This window comes from Gordonia sp. C13 (genome assembly GCF_023218005.1).
In the GTDB taxonomy this organism is placed as follows: Bacteria; Actinomycetota; Actinomycetes; order Mycobacteriales; family Mycobacteriaceae; genus Gordonia; species Gordonia namibiensis.
Window position 1 is genome coordinate 21059 of record NZ_JALPSY010000014.1, and the last position, 24213, is coordinate 45271.

The 24213-nt window shown below is 69.1% G+C and carries 21 protein-coding genes; 13 read left to right on the top strand and 8 right to left on the bottom strand.

Translation table 11 applies throughout. The annotated features are described in order from the left end of the window. The first annotated feature begins 245 nt into the window (after positions 1-245). From M1L58_RS12840 to M1L58_RS12860, 5 genes are read left to right on the top strand one after another with little or no spacing between them, the layout of a single operon-like run. Positions 246-1886 carry a hypothetical protein gene (locus M1L58_RS12840; protein WP_248659169.1) on the top strand — a complete coding sequence of 547 codons (1641 nt, stop codon included), beginning with the start codon at positions 246-248 and terminating at the stop codon, positions 1884-1886. Further along, entirely contained in the window at positions 1886-2335 is a 450-nt protein-coding gene (locus M1L58_RS12845; protein ID WP_248659170.1) for a hypothetical protein, read from the top strand. Before M1L58_RS12840 ends, M1L58_RS12845 begins: the two co-directional genes overlap by 1 nt. Next, positions 2332-3672: an FHA domain-containing protein gene (locus tag M1L58_RS12850; RefSeq protein ID WP_248659171.1), complete on the top strand. Its 1341-nt coding sequence runs from the start codon at positions 2332-2334 to the stop codon at positions 3670-3672. The genes M1L58_RS12845 and M1L58_RS12850 overlap by 4 nt, the downstream gene beginning before the upstream one ends. Positions 3673-3689: 17 nt before the next feature. Then, positions 3690-5813 carry a cation:proton antiporter gene (locus M1L58_RS12855; RefSeq protein WP_248659172.1) on the top strand — a complete coding sequence of 708 codons (2124 nt, stop codon included), beginning with the start codon at positions 3690-3692 and terminating at the stop codon, positions 5811-5813. A gap of 1 nt (position 5814) precedes the next feature. Further along, on the top strand, positions 5815-6627 hold the full coding sequence (locus tag M1L58_RS12860; RefSeq protein WP_006867363.1) for a protein kinase domain-containing protein: 813 nt from the start codon (positions 5815-5817) through the stop codon (positions 6625-6627). A gap of 12 nt (positions 6628-6639) precedes the next feature. Here M1L58_RS12860 and M1L58_RS12865 read toward each other — a convergent pair whose 3' ends face one another. Together M1L58_RS12865 and M1L58_RS12870 are read right to left on the bottom strand one after the other, a co-directional pair. After that, the gene (locus M1L58_RS12865) at positions 6640-8130 is read right to left on the bottom strand and encodes a serine/threonine protein kinase (RefSeq protein WP_248659173.1); all 1491 of its coding nucleotides are present in this window, start codon (positions 8128-8130) and stop codon (positions 6640-6642) included. A 51-nt stretch (positions 8131-8181) separates the two neighbouring features. Beyond that, the gene (locus M1L58_RS12870; RefSeq protein ID WP_006867365.1) at positions 8182-8496 is read right to left on the bottom strand and encodes a hypothetical protein; all 315 of its coding nucleotides are present in this window, start codon (positions 8494-8496) and stop codon (positions 8182-8184) included. Between the two features lie 145 nt (positions 8497-8641). On the opposite strand from M1L58_RS12870, the gene M1L58_RS12875 reads away from it, so the two are divergent. From M1L58_RS12875 to M1L58_RS12905, 7 genes are read left to right on the top strand one after another with little or no spacing between them, the layout of a single operon-like run. Next, positions 8642-9505: a universal stress protein gene (locus tag M1L58_RS12875; RefSeq protein WP_248659174.1), complete on the top strand. Its 864-nt coding sequence runs from the start codon at positions 8642-8644 to the stop codon at positions 9503-9505. Positions 9506-9530: 25 nt separating this feature from the next. Continuing rightward, complete coding sequence (soxR, locus tag M1L58_RS12880; protein WP_006867367.1) at positions 9531-9977, top strand: redox-sensitive transcriptional activator SoxR; 447 nt, start codon at positions 9531-9533, stop codon at positions 9975-9977. A 50-nt stretch (positions 9978-10027) separates the two neighbouring features. Then, positions 10028-11077: a patatin-like phospholipase family protein gene (locus M1L58_RS12885; protein WP_248659175.1), complete on the top strand. Its 1050-nt coding sequence runs from the start codon at positions 10028-10030 to the stop codon at positions 11075-11077. Continuing rightward, positions 11074-12309, top strand: coding sequence for an MFS transporter (locus M1L58_RS12890; protein WP_006867369.1), 1236 nt, complete (start codon positions 11074-11076; stop codon positions 12307-12309). The genes M1L58_RS12885 and M1L58_RS12890 overlap by 4 nt, the downstream gene beginning before the upstream one ends. Before the next feature lie 3 nt (positions 12310-12312). Further along, positions 12313-13611 (top strand): arginine deiminase, encoded by a 1299-nt coding sequence (locus M1L58_RS12895; protein WP_248659176.1) that lies wholly within the window; start codon positions 12313-12315, stop codon positions 13609-13611. Between the two features lie 10 nt (positions 13612-13621). After that, positions 13622-13999 carry a GntR family transcriptional regulator gene (locus tag M1L58_RS12900; RefSeq protein WP_006867371.1) on the top strand — a complete coding sequence of 126 codons (378 nt, stop codon included), beginning with the start codon at positions 13622-13624 and terminating at the stop codon, positions 13997-13999. Positions 14000-14031: 32 nt separating this feature from the next. Continuing rightward, positions 14032-15807, top strand: coding sequence for a BCCT family transporter (locus tag M1L58_RS12905; RefSeq protein ID WP_248659177.1), 1776 nt, complete (start codon positions 14032-14034; stop codon positions 15805-15807). Between the two features lie 165 nt (positions 15808-15972). Here M1L58_RS12905 and M1L58_RS12910 read toward each other — a convergent pair whose 3' ends face one another. Further along, positions 15973-17556 carry a dolichyl-phosphate-mannose--protein mannosyltransferase gene (locus M1L58_RS12910; RefSeq protein WP_248659178.1) on the bottom strand — a complete coding sequence of 528 codons (1584 nt, stop codon included), beginning with the start codon at positions 17554-17556 and terminating at the stop codon, positions 15973-15975. Positions 17557-17594: 38 nt separating this feature from the next. Between M1L58_RS12910 and rsmI the strand changes: the two genes are divergently transcribed. After that, positions 17595-18509: a 16S rRNA (cytidine(1402)-2'-O)-methyltransferase gene (gene rsmI / locus M1L58_RS12915; RefSeq protein ID WP_248659179.1), complete on the top strand. Its 915-nt coding sequence runs from the start codon at positions 17595-17597 to the stop codon at positions 18507-18509. Here the strand turns inward: rsmI and M1L58_RS12920 are convergent. From M1L58_RS12920 to M1L58_RS12940, 5 genes are read right to left on the bottom strand one after another with little or no spacing between them, the layout of a single operon-like run. Further along, positions 18433-19680: a helix-turn-helix domain-containing protein gene (locus tag M1L58_RS12920; protein ID WP_248659180.1), complete on the bottom strand. Its 1248-nt coding sequence runs from the start codon at positions 19678-19680 to the stop codon at positions 18433-18435. The two genes, rsmI and M1L58_RS12920, sit on opposite strands and share 77 nt — an antisense overlap. Positions 19681-19706: 26 nt before the next feature. Beyond that, entirely contained in the window at positions 19707-20891 is a 1185-nt protein-coding gene (locus M1L58_RS12925; RefSeq protein WP_248659181.1) for an aminodeoxychorismate synthase component I, read from the bottom strand. A gap of 15 nt (positions 20892-20906) precedes the next feature. Further along, complete coding sequence (gene metG, locus M1L58_RS12930; RefSeq protein ID WP_248659182.1) at positions 20907-22496, bottom strand: methionine--tRNA ligase; 1590 nt, start codon at positions 22494-22496, stop codon at positions 20907-20909. A gap of 58 nt (positions 22497-22554) precedes the next feature. Beyond that, a complete protein-coding gene (locus M1L58_RS12935) occupies positions 22555-23532 on the bottom strand; it encodes a HEAT repeat domain-containing protein (RefSeq protein WP_248659183.1) in 978 nt (325 codons plus the stop codon). Further along, positions 23526-24182, bottom strand: a complete 657-nt coding sequence (locus M1L58_RS12940) for a HEAT repeat domain-containing protein (protein WP_248659226.1) — start codon at positions 24180-24182, stop codon at positions 23526-23528. Before M1L58_RS12940 ends, M1L58_RS12935 begins: the two co-directional genes overlap by 7 nt. Between the last annotated feature and the right edge of the window lie 31 nt (positions 24183-24213).

Here is a 24213-nt window from a genome sequence, read left to right on the forward strand (position 1 = left end):
GGCTGCGTGAGGGCGGCCACAGCGGATGACTCGAACGTATTTCGACGCTCCGCTATTTGTCAACAGTCAATGTCACGTTCCGCGGCCGAGGTGCCTGCGCGGGCTGCGCCCGATCGTGTCCGGTTCACCCGCTGACCTGCCGAGACGGCCGTAATTCGATCGGCTGGTTTCACCCTGTTCCGGACCGCTTCGCGCGTTAGAGTGACCGCACCGTCCCGTGCCACCCGACCTCATCGGAGGAAGCGATGTCCCGTCGTGTCCCGTACGCGCCGGGACCGTTCCCGCCGCGTCGGCCGGAGCAGTTCCCGGCACGTCCCGCCGCGCGGCCCCACCCCGGCGGCCTCGGTGATCTCACGCCCCAACTCGTCGACACCGACGTCTGGACCGAGGCGATGGTGGAGGCGGCCGGTATCCCGATCGTCGACGTCCCGTTCGTCACCGTCGGTTCGGGGATCGGTTCCTTCGTCACGGTCGACTATCTCCGGATCTGCGGTGTCCCGCTCGACCAGATTGCGGTCCTCGGTCCCCAGGACGTGCCGTGGCACAGCTACGAGTACCTGACCCGGGTGTCGCAGATCCCGCGCGGCGAACGACTCCGATCGGATTCGGCCTCGACCCCCGACAACATCTGGGGGTTCCCGTCCTACGCCGTCCGCGAGGCGTGGGCCGACAAGACGATCAAGCCGCTGTGGAATGTCCTGGTCGAACCGATCTTCGCGAACTACTACACCCCGAAGGCGGGGCAGGCGTTCGAGTCCATGGAGAAGGAGTGCCACCGCATCGGCTACCTGAGGTGCCTGCACCGTGGGCAGGTCCGCATGATCCGACGCCGCGCCGGCGGCGGCTACTTCACGATTCTCACACCGCCACAGGGTGGTTCGCCGACCAAGCGGGTGGCGTTCCGCAGTCGCTGGGTGCATGTGGCCATCGGGTATCCGGGGATCAAACTGTTGCCGGACCTGCAGGCGTTCCGCGAGACCTATCGCGACGCCAGCAAGGTCGTCAACGCCTACGAACCCCACGAACACGTCTACCAGTCCTTGCAACGCAAGCCGGGTACCGTCCTGATCCGCGGCGCCGGGATCGTCGCATCCCGTGTGCTGCAACGCCTCATCGACGACCGGGATGCGCTCGGCCTGCAGACGCAGATCGTGCACCTGTTCCGCACGTACTACGACAAACCACACGGCCCGCACATCTTCATGCGGCGCAAGGGCAAGGACGGTTGGGCCTACCAGGGATTCAACTATCCGAAATCGGTGTGGGGCGGCCAGCTCAAGGCGCGCATGCGCAAACTCGAGGGCCACGACCGCGCCGAGGCCTACAAACAGATGGGCGGCACCAACACCCCGATCCGCGACGACTGGCAGGAACAGCTCGCTCGTGGACGCCGCGAAGGGTGGTACCGAGCCGCGGTCGGCAAGGCCGAGAGCCTGGTTCCCGGGCCGGGCGGCCAGGGTGTGGTGACGACGGTTCGCGTCGACCCCCACGCCCCGATCAGGCAGGAGCACCGTCCGGACGGCACCTTCGAGCTGTACGCCGACTACGTCATCGACTGCACCGGGCTCGAGGCCGACGTGCGCGAACACCGGTTGTTGCGCGATCTTCTCGACCACACCGGGGCGGGGATCAACCCGGTCGGCCGGATGGACGTCGAACGCGACTTCGAGCTGAAGGGCACCCGCAACGGCGACGGGAAGCTGTACGCATCGGGTAGTGCGACGCTCGGCGGGTACTTCCCGGGTGTCGACACCTTTCTCGGTCTGCAGATCGCCGCTCTCGAGATCGTCGACGACCTCGCGCGGCAGGGCTTCTGCAGGCGACTCACCCCGTGGCGTTCGACTGCCCAGTGGTGGCGATGGATGAACAACAAGGGAGTCGACTGATGCTGCCCACCCTGTGGGGACGGATCCAGACCCGCGTGCTGGTGCTTGGCATCCTCGGCGGGGCGTGGACCGTCGTGCTGGTTCCGTTCCTGTGGCTGATCTCGTCGGGTGACCCCACCGTCTTCGAGGTCTACCGCGTCGCGTTCACGGTGTTGTTCACCGTCATCGTGCTCGGCGTCGCGTGGGAGTTCGTCTACCACTTCGTGCAGCAGTTCCGGTGGGAGAAGGACTGGCCCACCCTGTTCGGTCTCCTCACCGCGATCAACGAGGGCATCGTGGTGTGGCTCGTCGTCGACAAGACAGGTCTGCTGCCGGCGGAGCTGCGACCGTCGCCGTTGGTGTTCACCGTCCAGTTCCTCACCACCTGGCTGCTGGTGTGGGTCGCGGTCAACGGTCCGCTGCGAGTGATCTTCCCGCACTGGCGATTCCAAGGAGGCCGGTTCCTGTGACCATCCCGGGTGACATCCCCAGCGTGACCCCGACGGTGACGCTTATCCCTGGTGCGGGGATCGTGATCCGCAAACCGGCGTTCCTCTGCCTGATCTCCGACACCGTGCCCGCGGCGTTCATCACCGACCTGCTCGACGTCGAATCCGCGGTGTCCGTCCCGGATTCGGCACCCCGGCGTGGTCGTCATCTCGTCCGCGCGCTGGCGCAGCTCGTGCTCACCGCCGATGAACAGATCGACATCGCGTTCGCCGCGCCCGACAACGTCGGGATCGCGATCTTCATGTCGGGGCGGGTCTACGGCGAGACCGATGGAAAGCGGATCGGACCGCCCCCCGGCGACACCTATGACAAGGCCATTCCGTGGCCGTTCGAGGGACTCGGTCTCTACCTCGAGGGCACCGTCCCGGCGGAGGTCGGCGAGGAGCGTTTCGACCTGGTCGACGGTGTCGTGCCCGCCGCAGGGGCGTTGCTGCACACACCGCTCGGGTTGCGCGGCACCGAATTCCACCCGCTGCCGGCGTCGATGCAGACCCCGGCGCCCGAGCCGGAGCCGGAGCCCGAACCCGAACCCGAACCGGAGCCGGAGCCAGAACCCGTTGCCGGCGACCCCGATCCGATGGGGACGACCGAGCGGATGCGACCGGAGGTCGCCGAGCCACTGCCGTTCACGTCGACCCCGCTCGGCGGGACGCCGGTCGGCCAACCGGACCCGGTCGAACCTCTCCCGACGGATCCGATGCCGGCCGCACCCGTTGTCCGACCGAGCCCGTTCGCCGAGCCCCTCGAACCGCGCGCCCCGCTGCCGAAGGAAGAGCATCAGCGTCCCGCGACCGAGGTCGTGAAGATCGAGGCGTCGCGGGCCAAGGTGCACGGGATCCGTTGCTCGCGAGGGCACCTCAACCACCCACAGTCATGGTTGTGCGGCGTTTGCGGCATCCGGATGGATCAGCTGACGACCTTCCTGGTGGAAGGGGAGCGGCCGCCGTTGGGTTGGCTGCTGCTCGACAACGGCTTCACCTTCCTGCTCGACGAGGACCTGGTCATCGGGCGCGAACCCGGGTCGTCCGGCGGTGGACGGGCGGGTTCGCCGAAACCGATTCGCGTGCAGGACGAGACCGGCCAGCTGTCACGCCGGCACGTCGAGATCCGGTTGGTGGAGTGGACCGTCCAGCTCGTCGACCTCGGCTCGGCGAACGGCACCTTCGTCGCCGACCCGAGCAGTGGGAACCGGGAGGTGCGCCTGCTCCCGCACCGTCCACACGTCCTGGTCCCGGGGTCGCATGTACGAATCGGAGGGCGCCACTTCATCTTCGAGTCGCACCATGCGCGGATCTGAGACGGCCGGGACCTGAGATGGACAAGCACACGGTCGCATTCCTCCTCCTGGACGTCGCGGTCATCATCGCGGTCGCCCGCGTCGGCGGGATGATCGCGCGTGCGGTGCGGCAACCGGCCGTCGTCGGCGAGATCGCGGCCGGGATCGCACTCGGGCCGAGCCTTCTGGGGCTCCTCCCCGGGAACCCCGACCAGTGGCTGTTCCCCGAAGAGGTACGGCCACTCCTCGGTGGCCTCGCCCAGATCGGGCTCGTGCTGTTCATGTTCATCGTCGGGCTCGAACTCGACATGCGACTGACCCGTGGCCGTGAGCGGGCGGCGGCGAGCATCTCCGCATGCTCGATCGTGCTTCCGTTCGGACTCGGTGCGGCACTGGGGCTTCTGCTGTACCCGTCGCATGACACCGTCGGCGGAGTCGAGATCGAACGGCTCGGCATGGTCCTGTTCATGGGCGTCGCGATGTCGATCACCGCGTTCCCCGTGCTGGCGCGGATCCTCGCCGACCGCGGGATGATGCGGACCGTCCCCGGCGTCTTCAGCCTGGCAGCGGCCGCGGTCGACGACATCCTCGCCTGGACGCTGCTCGCGTTCATCATCGCGATCATCGAGGGCGGCAGTCCGCTGGAAGTCGCGAAGATCGTCGGGATGACCCTGGTGTACGCGGTCATCATGTTCGGGATCGTGCGTCCGCTGCTGGCCAAGCTGGTCGAGTGGCGCGACACGGCGGGACGCCTGACCCCGGACATCCTGGCGGTCATCCTCATCGGTGTGTTCCTGTCCTCGGCTGCCACCGACGTCATCGGCATCCACCAGATCTTCGGTGCCTTCATGTTCGGTGCGGTGATGCCCAAGGTCGGTGCCGAGCAGCTGCACCGCGAGATCCTGGAGCGGCTCGAACAGGTCAGCGTGCTGCTGTTGCTGCCGATGTTCTTCGTCGTCACCGGCCTGAGCGTCGATCTCGCGGGGATCGGACTGTCCGGGCTCTGGCAACTGGGCCTGGTGCTCGTCGTCGCGATCGCCGGCAAGTTCCTCGGCGCCTACGCGGGCGCCCGGGTCTCGGCGATCCCCACACGTCAGAGCGCGGCCATCGCCGTGCTGATGAACACCCGAGGTCTCACCGAGCTGGTGATCCTCTCGGCGGGACGCGATCTCGGTGTCCTCAGCGACGACCTCTTCGCGATGCTCGTGGTGATGGCACTGGTGACGACGGTGCTGACCGAACCCCTGCTGCGGCTCGTCTACCCGGACACGGTGGTGGCCAACGACATCGCCGCGGCCGAACGTCGGGCCCTGGCCGCGGCGACCGCCCCGCGGGTGCTGGTGGTGTTACGCGACCCCGACGGCACGGTCGAGGACCTCCGCGCACGACACCGTCGATTGCTGGACTGCGCAACGGGTTACGACGTCGTGCTGGCCGGACTTCTCACCACGGCGGACAGGCCGGCCCGACGGCTCGAGGTCGGCGTGCCGGTGGTACCCGATTTCGCGGCCATGGCCTCCGCCGTCGAGAAGCTGAACCTGCTCGGTGCCTCGCTGACCGGAGCCGGATCGGTGTCGGTCCTGTGCCGCTTCGGATCCGACCCGGCCGCCGACCTCGACGCGATGGCCCGCAACGCCAACGCCGACGTGATCGTCATCGACGCCGCCGACCGCGCCCTCGGCGAGATGTTGCGCGCGGCACCGGTGGCGATCGTCGACGAGAACGCCGCAGCCGGTGCGGCACCCAGCCGCAGCGTCATCACCTGCGAGGTCGCGGACAGCCGCAGCGGTCGGACCGCCGCCGTGGTGGGCGCCGGACTGGCGTTGTTCGGGTCTCGTTCCCTCACGATCGTGTCCACCGGTTCACGGCGGCGCTGGCTCGCCGACCTGCGGCCCGTGATCGAGCGCGGTGTCCGGGTCTCCCTCGTCGAGCCGAAGCGTCACCGCGGCGAGGACGCCGCCTTCACCGTCGCCGCCGCTGCCGACGACCCCACCCACGGGCGTGGTCCGGACATCCCGGTGACCGTCGTCGACAACACCGAGACCAGCGAAGAAGCACTGGGTGACCGGATGACCACGCTGTACGCCGAGGCGACGGCACCGACCGACCCCACGCCGAGCGCCGGCACCGGTTCCACCACGTCATCACCAGAGAGGCACTGACATGGCCACAGTCGAGATCCCGCAGCAGCTCGCGGATTTCACCGTGCTCCAGAAGCTCGGAGTCGGCGGCAACGGAACGTTCTATCTCGCCGTGCCGCCCGCGCGCCTCGGGCTGGCCACCGACCGCGTGGTGGTCAAGGTGTTCAGCGGGGTGTGCAGCGACGACGCCTACCGTCGCGGCGTCCGGGAACTGCGTGCGTTCGCCGCGGTCGCCTCGCCCTACCTGGCCGGTCTTTACGACGCGGTGCTACAGGGCCAGTTCATGTATGCGATGGAGTTCTTCCCGATGGGATCGCTCGGCACACCTGCACGTCCCCTCAGCCGGGACGAACGTCTGGCCGCGGTCGCCGACGCGGCGCGCGGTGTCGATGCCCTGCACGAGGCCGGCATCGCCCATGCCAACATCACCCCGTCGAGCATCATGGTGACCGAGACGGGCGGGAAGATCTCCGATCTCGGGCTCGCCCGGGTGCTCGCGGCCGACGAACCGATCACCAGCTTCGCCCAGCCCGGAGCCGTGCAGTACATGGACCCGGCACTGCTGGCCGGTGACGTGCCGTCCCGCGCGACCGACATCTGGTCTCTCGGAGCATGTCTGCACCGTGCACTCACCGACGAAGGGGTGTATGGAGAGGTGCCCGACGCCCAGCCGCTGCTGGCGATCCGGGCCGCCCTGTCGACGCCACCCGCCCTGTCGGAGAAGCTCGACCGCGACGAGCGCACGCTGATCGCCAACTGTCTGGCGCTGGCCGGGACGCGGCCGTCGACCGCGCTGCAGGTGGCCGAACGGATCGACGCCCTGCGGGGTCGTTGACATCGTTGCCGGTCATCCGAGGGGTGCGGTGCGCCACCAGCCGTCGAGGATCTGCCGGCCGGAATGGCCCGGCCACGTGGTGATCACCGTGAACGGCTCGCGCACCGGTTCGACGAAGTTGGTGACCACCCAGCCGTCGGCGAGGCTGTCGCGGCTCGACGATGCGGGGCCGTCCCGCCACTGGATCTTGTCACCCGGATAACCCTCGAGCGGTGCGGTGACGCTGTCGCGGGCGCCAGGGGTGGCGGTGTGCCAGACGACGTAGGTGACCTCCTCGGCGTCGGAGCAGGCGATGGCGTCGAGACCGTCGCGGAACATGGCCTGACAGGACGCATCCCGCCATCCCTGCTGATCGGGGGAGTCGGGCAGCAGTCGTGGGAAGGCGTCGGCGATCGGTGCGACCGTCGACGGCCACGGCGGTGGCGCGTTGCGCGCGCCGAGGACGACCACCGCGCCCACACAGACCGCGACCACGACGAGCGCCACCAGGACCGGTGCGATGTTCTGGCGTCGTCGCGCGGTAGCAGAACCGGAAGTCGGCCGGCCAGAACGGGACTCGACATCCCGGTGGTGACCCCCGGGGTGTTCGACGACGACCTCGGTCGGTCGATCGGGATGCCCGGCGGGGTGGAAGACCCGCGGTGCGGGGTCGATGTTCTCGGTCGGTGGCTCCCCGTCGGTGTGGGTGAGGTGGAGAGCGAGGTCGGCGGCCCGGACGAACTCGGCGCAGGTCCGATATCGGTGATCGGGGTCCGGATCGAGTGCCCGTGCCAGGACAGAATGGAAAGCGGGTGAGACGTCGCCGGAAACACGGTGCCGGGCAACCGATGTGGTCCCGGTCAGGAGTTCGACGAGTGTGCGTCCGAGGGCGGCCACGTCGGAGTCCGGGTGCGGGGTGTCCTCTCCGGCGGCGGGTGGCGACAGGCCGAACCCGCGCAGCGTGACCGCACCCGGGTCGGTGATGTCGGATGCGGTGATCTCGGCGGCGGGATCTCGGCCGGTCGTGATCAGGATGTCGGCGGTGGTGACACCGCCGTGCACCAACCGTCGACGATGGGCGGCGTCGAGTGCCTCCCCGACCGCGGCCACGATCCGCACGGCCAGATCGATGTCGATGCCGTCGGGGTGGTGTCGGAGGAGTTCGGCCGCGTCGGTGGTGGGCACCGGCACAGTGGCGACCCACAGCCGGCCATCGGTGAGGCCGTGTCCGGCGATCTGGGCGATCGCGGGATTCCTGATGCCCGAGGCCAATTCATTGGAGTGGGCGAACCAGCTGCGGAACCGGGCATCGGCGGAACGCGCGGGGTCGACGACGGTGAGCACGACCGGGTCGGGTGCCGGCCGACCCGGGGGAGTGGGAGTCGGCGGCACCGGGACCGCGCGACAGGTCGTGCCGAAGTCGGATCTCCGGAGCACCCACTCGATGCGGTGCGCGGCGATGATCGACCCCGGAACGACCGAGCCGTGCACGGGCGAAGCGCCGCGGGTGACGTCGAAGGACACGCTTGGCTCCCTGTGGTGTGAGAGCTCGGATTCTACCGGCCGCCCGCGGCGCTATTCGGTGTTCGACTCGAACAGCACGGGTGCGGAATTGAACAGCATCACGATGAAGAACACCAGCAGGAACCAGGCCCCGCCCTGCCACATCTGCCACCGTCCACCGGATTTCCAGACCCGGTAGGCACGCACCAGCATCGCGATCGCGCCGATCAGTACGACGACAGGTGAGGCGATGACGAGGACGTTCTGCACCGAGTCCGACGCCCCGAGTCCGACGAGGAGGAGGCCGAGTCCCAACACGACGGTGATGGCGACGTGGATCACGATCGCACGAAAGTCGTTGGAGTTCTGTGGAGTCGGGGAGGTCATGATGACCACCACGCTACACGCCACGGCGTGAAGGACTTAGTGCTCATTGATGCCGCCGGTTCCCGGGAGCAGGATGGAGGTCGAGGACCCGGCCTCCATCAGGCGGTCGTGGACAGAAGAGATGAGCCCAGAGGAGATGACCGACATGAACGCGATACTCGTCGGCGTGGACGGTTCGGACGCGGCCACCGGCGCGGTGCGATGGGCGGCCAAGGCCGCGGCGGCGGAAGGCCTCGACCTCAAGATCGTCGGCGCCTACGACGCGAGCACCAGCGACTACGCGCCCGGCCTGATCATCCCGCAGGACGTCGTCGACGCCATCCGGCAGGACGCCTCGGATGCCGTACATGCCGCGAACGACGTCGCCAAGGCAGCGGCACCGAACGTCAGCGTGACCACGTCGATCGTCGACGGCGACGCGGCGCGCGTGCTCCTCGAACTCGGCAAGGACGCCGCGATGATCGTGGTCGGAACCCGTCGGCTGGGAAGTGTGAAGGGCCTGTTCCTCGGTTCGGTGAGCATCAACGTGGCGGCCCACGCACACGGCCGCGTGGCCGTCGTCGCCGCGGAGGGCTCCGACACCGGCCCGGTCGTGGTCGGCGTGGACGGTTCGCCGATCAGCGACGTGGCCGTCGCCGAGGCGTTCCGGCAGGCGTCGCTCCGCAACGCCCCGCTCGTCGCGGTCCACACCTGGACCCCGCTCGACGCCGACGCCCTGCACGGGTACGGGATCGGGCACGACGAGGTCGAACGGATGACCCAGGACGCGGTCGAAGTGCTCGCCGAGCGGCTGGCCGGGTACGCGCAGGACTACCCGGACGTCCGGGTGGAACGCCGCGTACTGCCCGAGGAGCCGGCCAAGGCGCTGCTCGACGCGGCCGGAACCGATGCCCAGCTCGTCGTCGTGGGCAGCCGCGGACGCGGCGGATTCCGCGGACTCATGCTCGGCTCGACCAGCCAGAAGGTCATGCACAACGCCGAATGCCCGGTGCTGGTGGTACGCAACTGAGCACTCCGGTGCCTACCATCGACGCATGACGCTGAAGAGACTCGAGCTCTCGGTCGGGGAGCTCGCGCAGCGGGCGGGCATCGCGCCGTCGGCGGTCCGGTTCTACGAGGAGCAGGGCCTGATCTTCAGCCGTCGGACCGCCGGCAACCAGCGGCGCTACCACCGGGCGATGTTGCGCCGGGTCGCGTTCATCCGGGCCTCGCAGGTCGCGGGCATCCCGCTGTCGGTGATCGGCGAGGTGCTCGCCGAACTCGGTGACCACGAATCCCCGTCGAAGTCGATGTGGGAGGCGGCGTCGAAGCGCTGGGTGGACGACATCAACCACCGCATCGCACTGCTGGAGAACATGCGCGACATGATGGGGTCGTGCGTCGGGTGCGGATGCCTGTCGCTCGGCGAATGCCACCTGCTGAACCCCGGAGACGAGTTGAACAAACTCGGTCCCGGTCCCCGTCGCCTCATGGGCGAGTGATCGGCGTCCCGCGATCTCGGCGGGACAACCTGCGGCGGTAGGGTTGCGGCATGGCTCGACCGTCGCGCGTGGCGCTGGCTCTGGGAAGTGGCGGCGCTCGCGGGTACGCGCACATCGGCGTGATCGCCGAGCTCGAGGCACGCGGATTCGAGATCGTCACCGTCGCGGGATCATCCATGGGTGCGCTGGTCGGGGGCCTGTACTGCGCGGGCAAACTCGACGACTACGTCGACTGGATCTCGGGCCTGTCCCAGCTCGACGTCGTGCGGCTGCTCGACGTCTCCCTCACCAAACCGGGGGTCATCGGTGCCGAACGCATCCTCACCCGGGTGCGGGAGATCCTCGGCGACACCGTGATCGAGGACCTGCCGATCCCGTTCACGGCCATCGCCACCGACCTGTACGCCGGTCGTGCGGTGTGGTTCCAGCGCGGCAATCTCGCCGACGCGTTGCGTGCGTCGATCGCGATCCCCGGAGTGATCAGCCCGCACGAACACAAGGGGCGGCTCCTCGCCGACGGCGGCATCCTCGACCCGCTGCCCGTCGCGCCGACCTCGGGCGTCCCGAGTGACGTGACGATCGGCGTGATCGTCGGCTCCGACGGCGGGCCCGAGACGGGTGCCAGTCGGCAGCCCAAAGCGAAAGGCCTGCTCCGACGCAACGTCGCGCCCATCCTCGACAACGAGTTCGTGCGCTCGGTGCGTGACCGCTTCGGCTCGGAGGCCGGCGACCTGGCGGGTTCGGAGTCCGCGAACACCCAGCAGTTGAGCACCGAGGCCGCCGCCGACGGCGCCGACCAGGTGGCTCCGGCTGCCGTCCCCGACGAGGAGGGCGCGGTCGTGGTCGACACCGCGGCGGTGTCGACGGACACCGCCGACGAGCCCCAGCGGATGGGTCGCGTCGAGGTGCTCAGCCGGTCGCTCGACATCATGCAGGATGCGCTCACCCGGTACCAGGTCGCCGGCTATCCGCCCGACGTCCTGATCCGGGTGCCTCGCCGCACGGTGCGCACCCTCGACTTCCACAAGGCCACCGAGATGATCGATCTCGGCCGCGAACTCACCGCGAAGGCCCTCGACGATCTGCCCGAGCTGCCATGAGGCAGATCCCCCGCGGCATCTGGGTGCTGCTGTCGGCCAACGTCGTCATCGCACTCGGTTACGGCTTCATCGCGCCTGCCCTGCCGAGTTTCGCTCGCGCGTTCAACGTCTCGTTCACCGCGGCCACCGCGGTGGTGTCCGCTTTCGCGATCATGCGGCTGCTGTTCGCGCCCGCGGGCGGACGGCTCGTGTCGGTGTTCGGCGAACGGCGCATCTACCTGACCGGGCTGCTCATCGTCGCGGCCAGCACGCTGGCTTGTGCCTTCGCACAGTCGTATTGGCAGCTGCTGGTGTTCCGCGGTCTGGGCGGCATCGGGTCGACGATGTTCAGCATCTCGGCGATGGCGTTGCTGATCCGGATGGCGCCCAGCGACATTCGCGGCCGGGTATCGGGCCTGTTCTCCGCGGGATTCCTGATCGGTTCCATCACCGGACCGCTGATCGGCGCCGCGCTGGTGGGCTTCGGTCTGCGCGTGCCGTTCGTCGTGTACGCCGTCGCCCTCCTGGTGGCGTCGGCGGTCGTGGCCACCCAGCTGCGCGAGGTCATCGCCCCGGACCAGGCCGAGGGGCCGACAGCCGGACTCATCGGCTTCCGTACCGCCCTGCGGGACAGCGCCTACCGGGCCATCCTCGCGTCGAACTTCACGCAGGGTTGGGCGTCGATGGGCGTGCGCGTGGCGGTGGTCCCGCTGTTCATCACCGAGGGGCTCGGTGCGGGCGCGGGGATGGCCGGGATCGTGCTGGCGGTCTATGCGGCGGGCAACGTTCTCGCGATCCTCGTCGCGGGCAGGCTCTCCGACCGGTTCGGTCGTCGGCCGATCATGCTGCCGGGCCTGACGATCACCGTCGTCGCCACCATCGCGCTCGGTTTCTCGCCCAACGTCCCCGTCGCGCTGGCATTGTCGGTGCTCGCGGGTGTCGGGTCCGGATTGTTCGCGCCCACCCATCAGGCCGCGCTGGCCGACGTCCTGGGCAACCGCCAGCAGGGTGGGTCGGCGCTCGCCGCGTTCGGCATGTCCTCCGACCTCGGTGCGGTGACCGGGCCGGTGATCGTCGGGTTCGTGGCCGATCGGGTCGGTTTCGGTCCCGCGTTCGTGCTGACCGGTGTGGTCGCGTCGATCGCCCTGGTCACCTGGTTGTTCGCCCGGGAGACCGCGCCGGCGATCGTCGGTCAGGGTCCGACGTTGACCCACGATGAGGCGACCGATCGTGACGGAACGAATTACGGTTGAGCGATGATGCGTGACGGGCAGCAGGATGCTGCACAGGGGTCAGACGCAGCAGGGTCTGGCGCAGCGGGGTCTGCCGCAACCGGGTGGGACTATGCGCTGGGAGCGAATTCCGAGGTCGGCACGCTGCGTGCGGTGATGCTGCACCGTCCCGGTGACGAATTGCGACGCCTCACGCCCCGCAACAACGATCAACTGCTCTTCGACGGTCTGCCCTGGGTCGACCGTGCGCAGGAGGAACACGACGCGTTCGCCGCGGTGCTGCGGGATCGCGGGGTCGACGTCTACCTGCTCGGCGACCTGCTCACCGAGACGATCGTGCACAGCGGGGCCGCCCGCATCCAGGGCATCGCGGCCGCCGTCAGCGCACGCCGTCTGGGGACACACCTCGCCGAGGACCTCGCGAGGCACCTCCGCGGACTCGCGCCCGCGGATCTGTCGCACGTCCTGACGGCCGGGATGACGTTCGACGAACTGCCGATCACGCCGTCCGCGGAGCGGTCGTCGCTGGTGCGCCGGATGCATCACGGCCCTGAGTTCGCCATCGAGCCGCTGCCGAATCTGCTGTTCACCCGCGACAGCTCGTTCTGGATCGGTTCGCGGTTCGCGATCACCTCCCTGGCACTCCACGCGCGGACACGCGAGACGTCGCTGACCGATCTCATCTACGCGCATCACCCCCGTTTCACCGGTGCCCGGCGCGCCTACGAGTCGCAGGTCGCGCCGGTCGAGGGCGGTGACGTGCTGCTCCTCGCGCCGGGTGTGGTGGCCGTCGGGGTGGGGGAGCGCACCACGCCGGCCGGTGCGGAAGCTCTGGCGCGCAGCCTCTTCGACGATCATCTCGCCCACACCGTGCTCGCCGTACCCATCGAACAGGCGCGGGCGTTCATGCATCTCGACACCGTGTGCACCATGGTCGACACCGATGCGGTGGTGATGTACCCCAACATCCGCGACCACATGTCGGCGTTCACCCTCGTCCACGACCCGGACACCGACGCCGTACACGTCACCGGGGAGCGGCCGTTCGTCGAAGCGGCCGCCGAGGCAATGGGTATCGGCAAGCTCAGGGTGATCGACACCGGTCTCGACCCGGTGACCGCCGAGCGCGAGCAGTGGGACGACGGCAACAACACCCTCGCCCTGTCGCCCGGGGTCGTCGTGTCCTACAACCGCAACGTGGAAACCAATCGTCGCCTGCGTGATTCGGGTATCGAGGTCATCGAGATCGAGGGCCGCGAACTCGGCTCGGGTCGTGGTGGGCCCCGGTGCATGTCGTGTCCGCTGGCGCGGGATCTGTTGTGAGGGGCCGACCATGAGTTCGTCGCTGTTGGACCATCTGACGGTGGACCCGGCATCCGACCGCCCGCCCTTCGAGCAGGTGCGGCTCCGAGTCATCGAACTGATCGCCGACGGCACGCTGCTCACCGGTGATCGCCTGCCCACCGTCCGGGCACTCGCCGCCCACCTCGACCTCGCCCCCAACACGGTGGCGAAGACCTACCGCGAACTCGAGGCGGCCGGCGTCATCGAGACGCGCGGACGGTCGGGTTCGTTCGTCAAGGCGGGTCGGCACGATGCGCACGACGCCGGCTTCACCGCGGCGTCGACCTACGTCGAGACCGCCCGTGACCTGGGTCTCGACGACGAAACGATCGTCGCTCTGGTGCAGCGCGCAGTGCGCGCGACTTGAAATAGCGGCACCGACGTTGCTTTGGTGGACTCATGACAAGTGAACAGAACGTGCCGTCTGGCCGTGCGCAGGACTCCTCGCGCGGACCTGGTGGGGGGAGTCGGCCCGCACGACCACGCTTGGATCCCGTGGTCTTCTCGGTCACTGCCCTCATCGTCATCGCCTTCGTCGCCTGGGGTCTTGCCGACAAGGACGGCCTCAACTCGACCAGTTCCGACGTCCTGGGGTGGATCACCACCAACCTCGGTTGGCTGTTCATCCTGTCCGCGACCGGCTTCGTCATCTTCGCGGTGTTCCTGGCGGTGTCCAAGTACGGCCGCATACCTCTCGGCCGTGACGACGAGGCACCCGAGTTCCGCACCGTCAGCTGGATCGCGATGATGTTCAGCGCCGGAATGGGTATCGGCCTGATGTTCTTCGGCGCCTACGAACCGCTCTTCCACTTCGTCAGTCCGCCACCGGAGATCGCCGCCGAGGACGTTCGCGCCGCGATGGCCACGACGATGTTCCACTGGGGATTCCATCCCTGGGCGATGTACGCGGTCGTCGGATTGGCGCTGGCGTACAGCACATTCCGCCTCGGTCGTACGCAGCTGATCAGCTCGGTGTTCGAGCGCCTGTTCGGCCCGAAGGTGTCCACCGGCCCGGCCGGCAAGGTCATCGACATCCTCGCCATCTTCGCGACTCTGTTCGGTACGGTCGCGTCGCTGGGTCTTGGTGCGCTGCAGATCGGTTCGGGTCTGGACAAGGTCGGCTGGGTCCACGAACCCACGAAGCTCCTCCTGGTCGGGATCATCGCGATCCTCACCGCTGCTTTCGTCGCGTCCGCGGTCTCGGGCATCGCCCGCGGCATCCAGTGGCTGTCGAACATCAACATGGTGCTCGCCGTCGTGCTCGCGGCCTTCGTCTTCGTCGTCGGCCCGACCATCTTCATCCTCAACCTGCTGCCGACCACGCTCGGTGCCTACTTCACCGACCTGACGACCTTCGCCGCGCGTTCGGATGCGACGGTCGCGACCGAGGCCGGGGAGCAGTGGCTGGCCGACTGGACGATCTTCTATTGGGCGTGGTGGGTTTCGTGGACCCCGTTCGTCGGCCTGTTCCTGGCCAAGATCAGTCGTGGGCGGACCATCCGCGAGTTCGTGATCGGCGTGATGGTGGTCCCGACGACGGTGTCGCTGGTCTGGTTCTGCGTGTTCGGTGGTACCGCGATCCGGGAGCAGATGACCGGCGTGCTGAACTTCGACGCGGCGAACGACGCCAGCGAGGACACCCTGTTCGACGTGCTGGCGAACCTGCCCTGGACCGGTGTCGCCTCAGCGCTGGTGATGATCCTGGTGGCGATCTTCTTCGTCTCGGGTGCCGATTCCGCCTCGCTGGTGATGGGGACGCTGTCCCAGCGCGGAGCGGAGGAACCGTCACGCCTGATCACGGTGTTCTGGGGTGTGCTCACCGGCGTGGTGGCCGCACTGCTGCTGGCGATCAGCGGTGACGACGCCCTCGACGGGATCAAGACGATGGCGATCATCGCGGCCCTGCCCTTCGTCCTGGTCATGATCGGCATGTGCCTGTCGCTGTACCTGGATCTCCGGCACGATCCGCTCGTCGTCTCCCGCACCGTCCTGTCCGCACGCGTCGACGAGCATGTCCGGGAGCAGGCCGAGGCGATCGCCACCGGTGAGCTCGACTCGATCCACGCCGACGCCGTGCGGCACCTGGAGATCATCGAGCCCGACATCGTCGAACAGGCCGGGCTCAACGGCGACGGGACGATCCCGGCCGCCGACAAGGACGGTTCACCGGCCTGACGGGTCGGTCACCGGCCCTTCGTGGCTCGTCGACTTCGATACGCTCCTCCGTCGCTACTCAGCCCGGCGGCTTGCGCTCCTCGCACCTCAGGCATCGGACCTGGGGGCGTCACGCTCGTTCGGATCAGGGAGCAACGGGTTGCCGAGGGACTCTGGCGGTGGCGCTCAGCCCCAGCTGGGCAGCCAGATCTGCTGCCGCCAGAGTCCCGGCGAGATCGGGGACGCGGTGAGGATCGGCCACAGCCACACGAAGTTGGTGACCACCAGCGCCACGTAGACGGCGACCACGATGATCGACAGCACCCGTCGTTCGGGCCGGGCGCGGGCCGTGGCCGCCGTCGAGCGCAACAGATCACCGCAACACAGGGCGAGGCCCATCACCAGGAACGGGGCCAGCGCCGTCGCGTAGAAGAAGTACATCTGGCGGTCGAGGGCCAGGAACCACGGCAGGATTCCGGCGCAGTAGCCGACGACGACCGCGGCGTAGCGCCAGTCGCGGCGGACGATCCACGACCACAGGCCCCACAGCAACATCGGCAGGGTGAGCCACCACAGGGCCGGTGTCCCGATCAGCATCTGGGCGCGGACGCACTCGCCCGTGCCGCACTGGTCGGGCCCGTTCTCGAGGGCGTAGAGCATCGGCCGCAGGCTCATCGGCCAGGTCCAGGGCTTGGACTCCCAGGGATGTTGGTTTCCCGCGGAGTTGGTCAGCCCCGAATGGAACTGGAGGATGCCGGACTCGTAGTACCAGAGCGAACGCCACGCCCCGGGTACCCACGAGAAGGTTCCGCCGGTCCCGATCGCATTGCCCTCCGAGTAGCGGTAGACGGCGGTCTCGCTGTTGAACCACGGGATGTAGGTCAGGAAGTAGATGACCACCGGCATCACCGCGAGGCTCGCGCCGGCGGGCACGACGTCGCGGACGAGCGTGCCGACCCACGGACGCCGCACGTGATACGCCCGGCGGGCCGCGACGTCGAAGCCGATGGCGAGGGCTGTGAAGAAGATGACGTAGTAGACGCCCGACCACTTGGTCCCGCAGTTGAGCCCGAGCATCACACCGGCGGTGAAGCGGTACCAGCGGAAACCGAGGCGCGGCCCGAACGGACTGTCGTCGATCCGGCCCTCGAGGTAGACGCGGTACATCCGTTCGCGGACCTGGTCGCGGTCGGCGACGAGCGCGGCGAAGGCGGCGACGATGAACAGGGCCTGGAAGATGTCGAGCATCCCCATCCGGGACTGCACGAAGAGCACGCCGTCGCAGATCGCGAAGATGCCGGCGATCGCACCGACGAGTGTGGACCGCGTCAACCGCCGCACGACGCAGTAGACCAGGACGACGATGAGGACGCCGGAGATCGCCGGTGCGACCCGCCAGCCGAGCGGCCCGTATCCGAAGACGGCCTCCGACGCGGCGAGCATCCACTTGCCGACCGGGGGATGCACCACGAGCCCATAGGCCGGGTTGTCCTCGATCCAGTTGCCGCCGGTGAGCACCTGCCAGCCCTGTGGCACGTAGTGCTTCTCGTCGAAGACCGGGGTGCCCTTGTCGGTGGGATGGCTCAGGTTCCAGAACCGGGTCAGGGCGGCGAGGAGCGTGATGACGACACCGACCAGAAGGCCGCGACCCCGATCCGGGGCGCCGAACAGCGGGGCCGGGACCTCCGGTCCGAGGCGGGTCGGCGGGACCACGGCGGGGACCGGGACACCGGCGGGCACAGAGGTGTCGCGCGCGGCGGTGATGGTCACCCGCTCGATCCTAGTGGGCCCTCGTAAGCTGGCTGACGATGAATGCCGCCGAGCCCGACACGCACCCCACCGACGACGCCGCACCCGACCTGTCCGCACCCGACACCGGGACGACCGGACGACTGGTGCTGGCCGCCACACCCATGGGGCAGGTCGGCGACGCGTCGCCGCGGTTGCGCGAGGCCCTGCAGACGGCCGACATCGTCGCCGCCGAGGACACCCGCCGCACCCGTGCACTGGCCGCCGCGCTCGGCGTCGAGATCGGCGGCCGCGTGGTCAGCTACTACGACCAGGTGGAGGCCGCGCGTACCCCGGGGCTCGTCGAGGCGATCGCCCGCGGTGAGACCGTCCTGCTGGTCACCGACGCCGGAATGCCGTCGGTCAGCGACCCCGGCTATCGGATCGTGGTGGCCTGCGCAGAGGCCGGTCTGCCGGTGACGGCATTGCCCGGCCCGTCGGCGGTGACGACGGCACTCGCGGTGTCGGCACTGCCGTCGGAGCGGTTCTGCTTCGAGGGATTCGCGCCGCGGAAGCCCGGGGCACGCGCGGACTGGCTGCGCGAACTCGTCGCACAGCCGCGCACGGCCGTGTTCTTCGAGTCGCCGCACCGGCTGGCCGACACCCTGGCGGCAGCGGCCGAGATCCTCGGACCCGACCGTCGTGCCGCCGTGTGCCGGGAGATGACGAAGACCTACGAGGAGGTCCGCCGCGGCGGACTCGCCGAACTGGCCGAATGGGCCGCCGAGGGCGTCAGGGGTGAGATCACGGTCGTCATCGCCGGTGCCGTGGCCGCCGAACCCGACATCGAGGAGCTGGCCGACCGCGCCGAGGAGCTGGTGGCCGGCGGGATGCGCCTCAAAGACGCCTGCGCAGAGGTCACGCAGGGTTCGGGTGCCTCGCGGCGCGACGTCTACCAGTCGGTTCTCGATAGGCGTCGAGCTGATCCGAGCTGACCCGCAGCTCGACGCGCGGCGCCAGCCGGTAGGGCCGGCTCGAGACGAGCGCCCCCACGACGCGGCGTAGCCGCGACAGCTCGGCGCGCACGCTGACGGTGTGGTTCTGGTCGCCGAAGAGCAACTGGCTCAACTGCTGTGAGGTGAGACCCTGGTCGCCCGCATCGGCGAGCAGCAGCAGGATCTGCGCGTGGCGCCGCGTGAGGACCGTCCGCCACGGGGCGTCGTCGCCGGTGACCGTGATCGTCGGCTCGCCGTCGAGGTCGAGTTCGGCGATGACCGGGCCCGAGGGCCCTGCCGGGCGCACCAGCCAGCCCGTCCCGAGCCGTTCGACGACGCACATCCCGAGTCCGGGTACGAACTGACGCATGTCCTCGGTGGGCGCGGCCACCCGGACCGGCGGTGTGCACCCACGGCCCTCGGCCACCCAGCCGTCGTCGTCGATGAGGAGACCCGGGCCGTGCAGGCCGGCCAGCTGGGCGGCGCCGTGATAGCGCAGGTCGGCGAGCGTGCGCTGATGGGCGAGCGTCACCTCGTGCTCGCTCAGCGTCGCCAGCGCGGCCGTGAACGCCGAGACAGCGGGCTGCATCTGCATGGCCGGTCCGGCGAGCCCGGCGACCGCGATCATCTCGCCGGTGCGCGGGTCGTGGACCGGCGTCGCGGTGCAGTACAGCCCGTGCAGCGATCGGCTGTAGTGCTCCGGACCGAACAGGCGGCTGGGACGTCGGTGGCGGATCGCGAGGCCTACCGCGGTGGTCGCGGCGGAATCTTCGTCCCACCGGCTTCCCGCCACGAGGCCGAGACGGTTCGCTTCGGGGAACATCGCACGCGAGCCGCCGCGCCACAGCATCACGCCGTCGGCGTCGAAGATGCCCAGCGACATCAGCGGGTCGTCGATCGACTGGGCGAACACCCGCTCGAGCGAGTCCACCGCGAGCCGGAGCGGATGGGCGGCCCGACGGGCTTCGAGTTCGTCGCGGTCGATGCGTCCGCGATGGTGATCGTCGACCGTCGAGGGATGGTTCGAGTCCTGTACCCGGGTCCAGGACTCGACCACTTCTCCGGCGAATCCGGGAGGCGGTGTCGCACCGGACATGATGGCCTCGCGGTCGCGGTTGATCTCCCGGGCGAGCTCCGTGAGATCGGTGGTCGCCTCGAAGGACAGAGTCATGGGCGAGATAGTACCGAAATCAACGATCAAGTCCGGTAATTGTGATTGTGCAGCGTATCGGCTCGAGTGTTAGCGACGATGCTGGCCGCCTTGTCGAGACATTCCTGCCACTCGTTCTCCGGGACGGAGTCGATGGTGATTCCGCCCCCGACGCCGAGCCCGAGACTGCCGTCCGGCGCGATCTCGACCGTGCGGATGGCCACGTTCAGATCGAGGGCCCGGCCGGGTCCGGCGATGCCGATCGCCCCGCAGTAGACCCCGCGGGCGTCGCGCTCCCAGCCGGCGAGCAGTTCCATCGCGCGCAGCTTCGGGGTGCCGGTCACCGATGCGGGCGGGAAGGTGGCGTCGAGTACGGCGTCGTTGCCCGTGCCGGGCCGGACGATCGCCTCGACCCGCGAGACCAGATGCCAGACGCCGGGCGCGGGCACCACCGACAGGAGTTCCGGAACCCGCACGCTGCCGGTCACGGCGATGCGGCCCAGGTCGTTGCGGACGAGGTCGACGATCATGATGTTCTCGGCGACGTCCTTCGCGGAGGCGGACAGTGCGTCGGGGTCGGCGTGGGCGGGGAGCGTCCCCTTGATCGGTGAGGAACTGATGATGTTGCCGGTACGACGCAGGAAGGTCTCCGGTGAGAGGCTCGCCACCGCGCCCCAATCACCTTGCAGGAAAGCGGCTTTCGCAGGTGCTGTGGCGGCGGCGAGGTCGGCGAAGAAGTCCACCGGGGCTCCCGACAGCGTGCCGGTGAAGCGGGTGCACACGCATGCCTGGTACACGTCGCCGGCGCGGATCGCGTCGAGACAGTGCTCGATCGCGGTCAGATGCGGGGCATGCGCCGGGGGGTGCCACCGCGTCGTCGTGGGTTGGCCGACAACCGTGTCCGGGGCGTCGAGCACGGCGTACGCCCAGTCCGGGATGCCGGTGCCGAGGGTGGACCACTCGCCGTCGCGGAGGATGAGGACGCCGTCGGTGAGGCCGCCGGCGGTCGACGGCAGCGTCGCCTCGTCGGCGCGCACCGGGAATCCGAGGTAGCCGAACCAGAATCGGTCGGGGTCATCGGGTGGCGTGCACCCCGGGACGACCTCGATCGTCGGCGCGATCACCGCGTCGGCGTCCAGCCAGTCGCCGATCAGCGCCGCGGGCGGCGGGAGTCCCCGGGTGAGGGTCTCGGCGTGGAGTGCCCGGAGTGCATCGAGCGCGGACGCGGCCATGTTCGGCGGGGTCGGTCAGTTCTCGTATCGCGGGAACACGGGGGACGGTTTCGGCAGCGTCGTACCAGATGCCAGGCGTGTCGTGACAGCGCGGAACCGGCGATCGTCGCCGACGGCGAGCAGGTCGAGGATCCTGTTCGACGACTTCGGCATCACCGGCTGGCTCAGCACCGCGACGATGCGCACGACCTCGGCGCACACATAGAGCACGGTGCCGGTCCGGTCGAGGTCGGTCTTCGCGAGCTTCCACGGCTCCTGCGACGAGATGTACCGGTTGGTCTCGGCCAGTGTCGACCACAGTGCCTCGAGTCCGAGGTGGATGGCCTGGTTGTCGAAGTGCTCGCGGACGGTCCCGAGCAGCGAGTCGGCTCGGTCCAGCAGGGCCTTGTCGGTGTCGGTGAGGTCGGCGGCCGCCGGCACCACGCCGTCGAAGTACTTGCCGATCATCGACAGGGTGCGCTGGGCGAGGTTGCCGAACTCGTTGGAGAGATCGGCGTTGATCCGCGAGACGATCGCCTCGGCGGAGTACGACCCGTCCTGGCCGTAGGACACCTCGCGCAGGAAGAAGTAGCGCACCGGGTCGAGGCCGAACTCGTCGATGAGGTTCTCCGGGTCGACGACGTTGCCGACCGACTTCGACATCTTCTCGCCCTTGTTGAACAGGAAGCCGTGGGCGAAGACCCGCTTGGGCAGTTCCACGCCGGCGCTCATCAGGAAGGCCGGCCAGTAGACGCAGTGGAACCGGATGATGTCCTTGCCGATGATGTGCAGGTCGGCCGGCCAGTACTTCTCGAACGTCGCCGCATCGTCGGGGAATCCGACGCCGGTGAGGTAGTTGGTCAGCGCGTCGACCCACACGTACATGACGTGTTCGGGATGGCCCGGGACCGGGACACCCCAGTCGAAGGTGGTGCGCGAGACCGACAGGTCGTTCAGGCCGCCCTTGACGAAGCTGATGACCTCGTTACGGCGCACGTCGGGGCCGATGAAGTCAGGCTGGGCTTCGTACAGCTCGAGGAGCTTGTCCTGGTAGGCCGAGAGCCGGAAGAAGTAGGTCTCCTCCTCGGTCCAGGTGACGACGTGGCCGGTGTCGGAGGCGACGCGCTCGCCGGCATCGTTCACCTCGGTGTCGGCCTCGGCGTAGAAGGTCTCGTCGCGGACGTCGTACCAGCCGGAGTACTTGTCGAGGTAGATGTCGCCGCGGTCACTCATCCGCTTCCACAGCTCTTCCGACGCCCGCTTGTGGTCCTCGTCGGAGGTGCGGATGAAGCGGTCGAAGCTGGAGCCGAGACGTTCCTGCAGCGATTGGAACCGGTCGGAGTTCCGGTGGGCGAGTTCGGCGGTGGGGATGCCCTCGGCCTCCGCGGTCTGCTGCATCTTCTGGCCGTGGACGTCGGTGCCGGTCAGGAACCGGACGTCGAAACCGTCGAGGCGCTTGAACCGGGCGAGGGCGTCGGCGGAGATGTACTCGTAGGCATGCCCGATGTGCGGTGCGCCGTTGGGATACGCGATCGCGGTGGTGATGTAGTACGGACGCCCTGCGCCGTGCGAGGTGCCGTCCTCGGCCGTGCCGGACAGATCAGGGCTGGTCGGATCGGGTGCCATAGTGCTCCACAGAGTACCGACCGGCAGCCGTTGACAGCCAATCGCGGGTCGGCGCCGCTCAGCGGGATCGCAAGGACCCGATCGCGCGCGCGGTGCGGGCGACCGTCACGTCGGCGTCGTCGCCCAGCTCGGTCAGGGCCTTCGACGCCGCGCCGCCGGTGATCTCCGCCAGGGCCTGGACCAGCCGCAGCCGCACCGACGGGTCCGGATCGGCGCCCAGGCGGTAGACGAGCCGCCCGACGATCCCGTCGTCGTACTGCGTAGCCAGGGTCTCGCCGGCCTCGACATCGCGGTCACCGGCGGCGACGAGTTCGACGAGGACGTCCACCGCGGCCTCGACACCGCGACGGCCGAGGGTGAGGGCGACCGTTCGCCGGACCTCGGGGTCGGGGTCGGTCAGCGAGGCCTCGAGCACCGCGGTGGTCCGGGCGTCGTGGATCGCGGAGAGAGCGGTGGCCGCGCGTCGCCGGACCGTCGCGTCGCCGTCGGTGACCCGGGCGGCGAGCTGGTCGAGGGCACCCGGGGTCTGCGCGAGCGCCCAGCGGAGCGCGCCGGCGACGTTCTCGTCGGATTCGGCGAGCAGGGCATCGGTCAGCGCCCCGGCGGACAACCCGGCGTCTCCCGCCCGCAGCGCCGCGCGCTGGCGGTGGGCGGGGTGTTCGGAGTGCACCGCACGGAGCAGGCCGACCACGTCGAGCACAGCCGGCCAGTCCCCGGCGCCGGCCACCTGGATCTGTTCCAGTCGATCGAGTAACCGGGCGTCGGCGGCCATTCGGTCCCGCGTGTCCTGGATCAGCTTCTCCATCAACGTATCCGGGGCGAAGTCCGGGTCGTCGAGGGCGCGGCCGACGTCGCGCAGCGACAACCCCAGCGACCGAAGACTTTCCACGTGCAACAGACGTTCGATGTCGGCATCGGAGTACTCCCGGTAGCCGCCCGTCGTGCGGCCGGTCGGGCGGACGAGACCGAGCGTGTCGTAGTGGCGCAGCATCCGGGTGCTGACACCCGAACGCCGAGCCACCTCGCCGATCAGCACGACGGACTCGAATCCTGCACGGATGCAACAGTGTTCGTCATCCGAGTGGCTTGCTCGAGCTCGTAGGCGAAGTCGTTGTCCGGGTCGTCGAGGATTCGGACAGTCGCCTCGGCATGCGCGCGGACCGGGGGATCCCGATGTCGACGAGCCGTGGCGAGTGCATCGACGGCTGCCTCGCCCAGTGCGGCCAGCGCCCGACTCAGGCTGCGCTGCACGTCGATCGGGCCTCGCCCGAGTTCCCGGGCGAGTTCGCCGGCGAGTGCAGTCTCCTCGCCCGGCGGGACGAGGGCCACCGCGGCGCGCCATGCGGTCCGCGCGACCTCGGGATCGGCGTCGTGCAGCAGATCAGCGGTGACGGCCGGCCATGCCGACCGGTCGCCGACCTTCGACAGCGTGTGCAGTGCCTGGCTGCGGGCCTGCGGCAGCTCCGAGACCAGCTCGCCGACGAGCCGCGGCACCGTCACCTGCGCGGGCAGCCTGGTCAGCGCCCACGTCAGCATGTCCCGGACGAAGAAGTCCGGTTCAACGCCGCAGCGTGCGATCAGGTCGTCGACGAGCCGCGGATCGGGCTCGGTACCCGCCGCCATCGCCGCTCGCAGGCGCGTCGACGGGTCGGGTGCATGCAGTGCGGCCGTGATCGTCTCGATCATCGTCACCACCTCCTCGTGCACCCATTCCAGA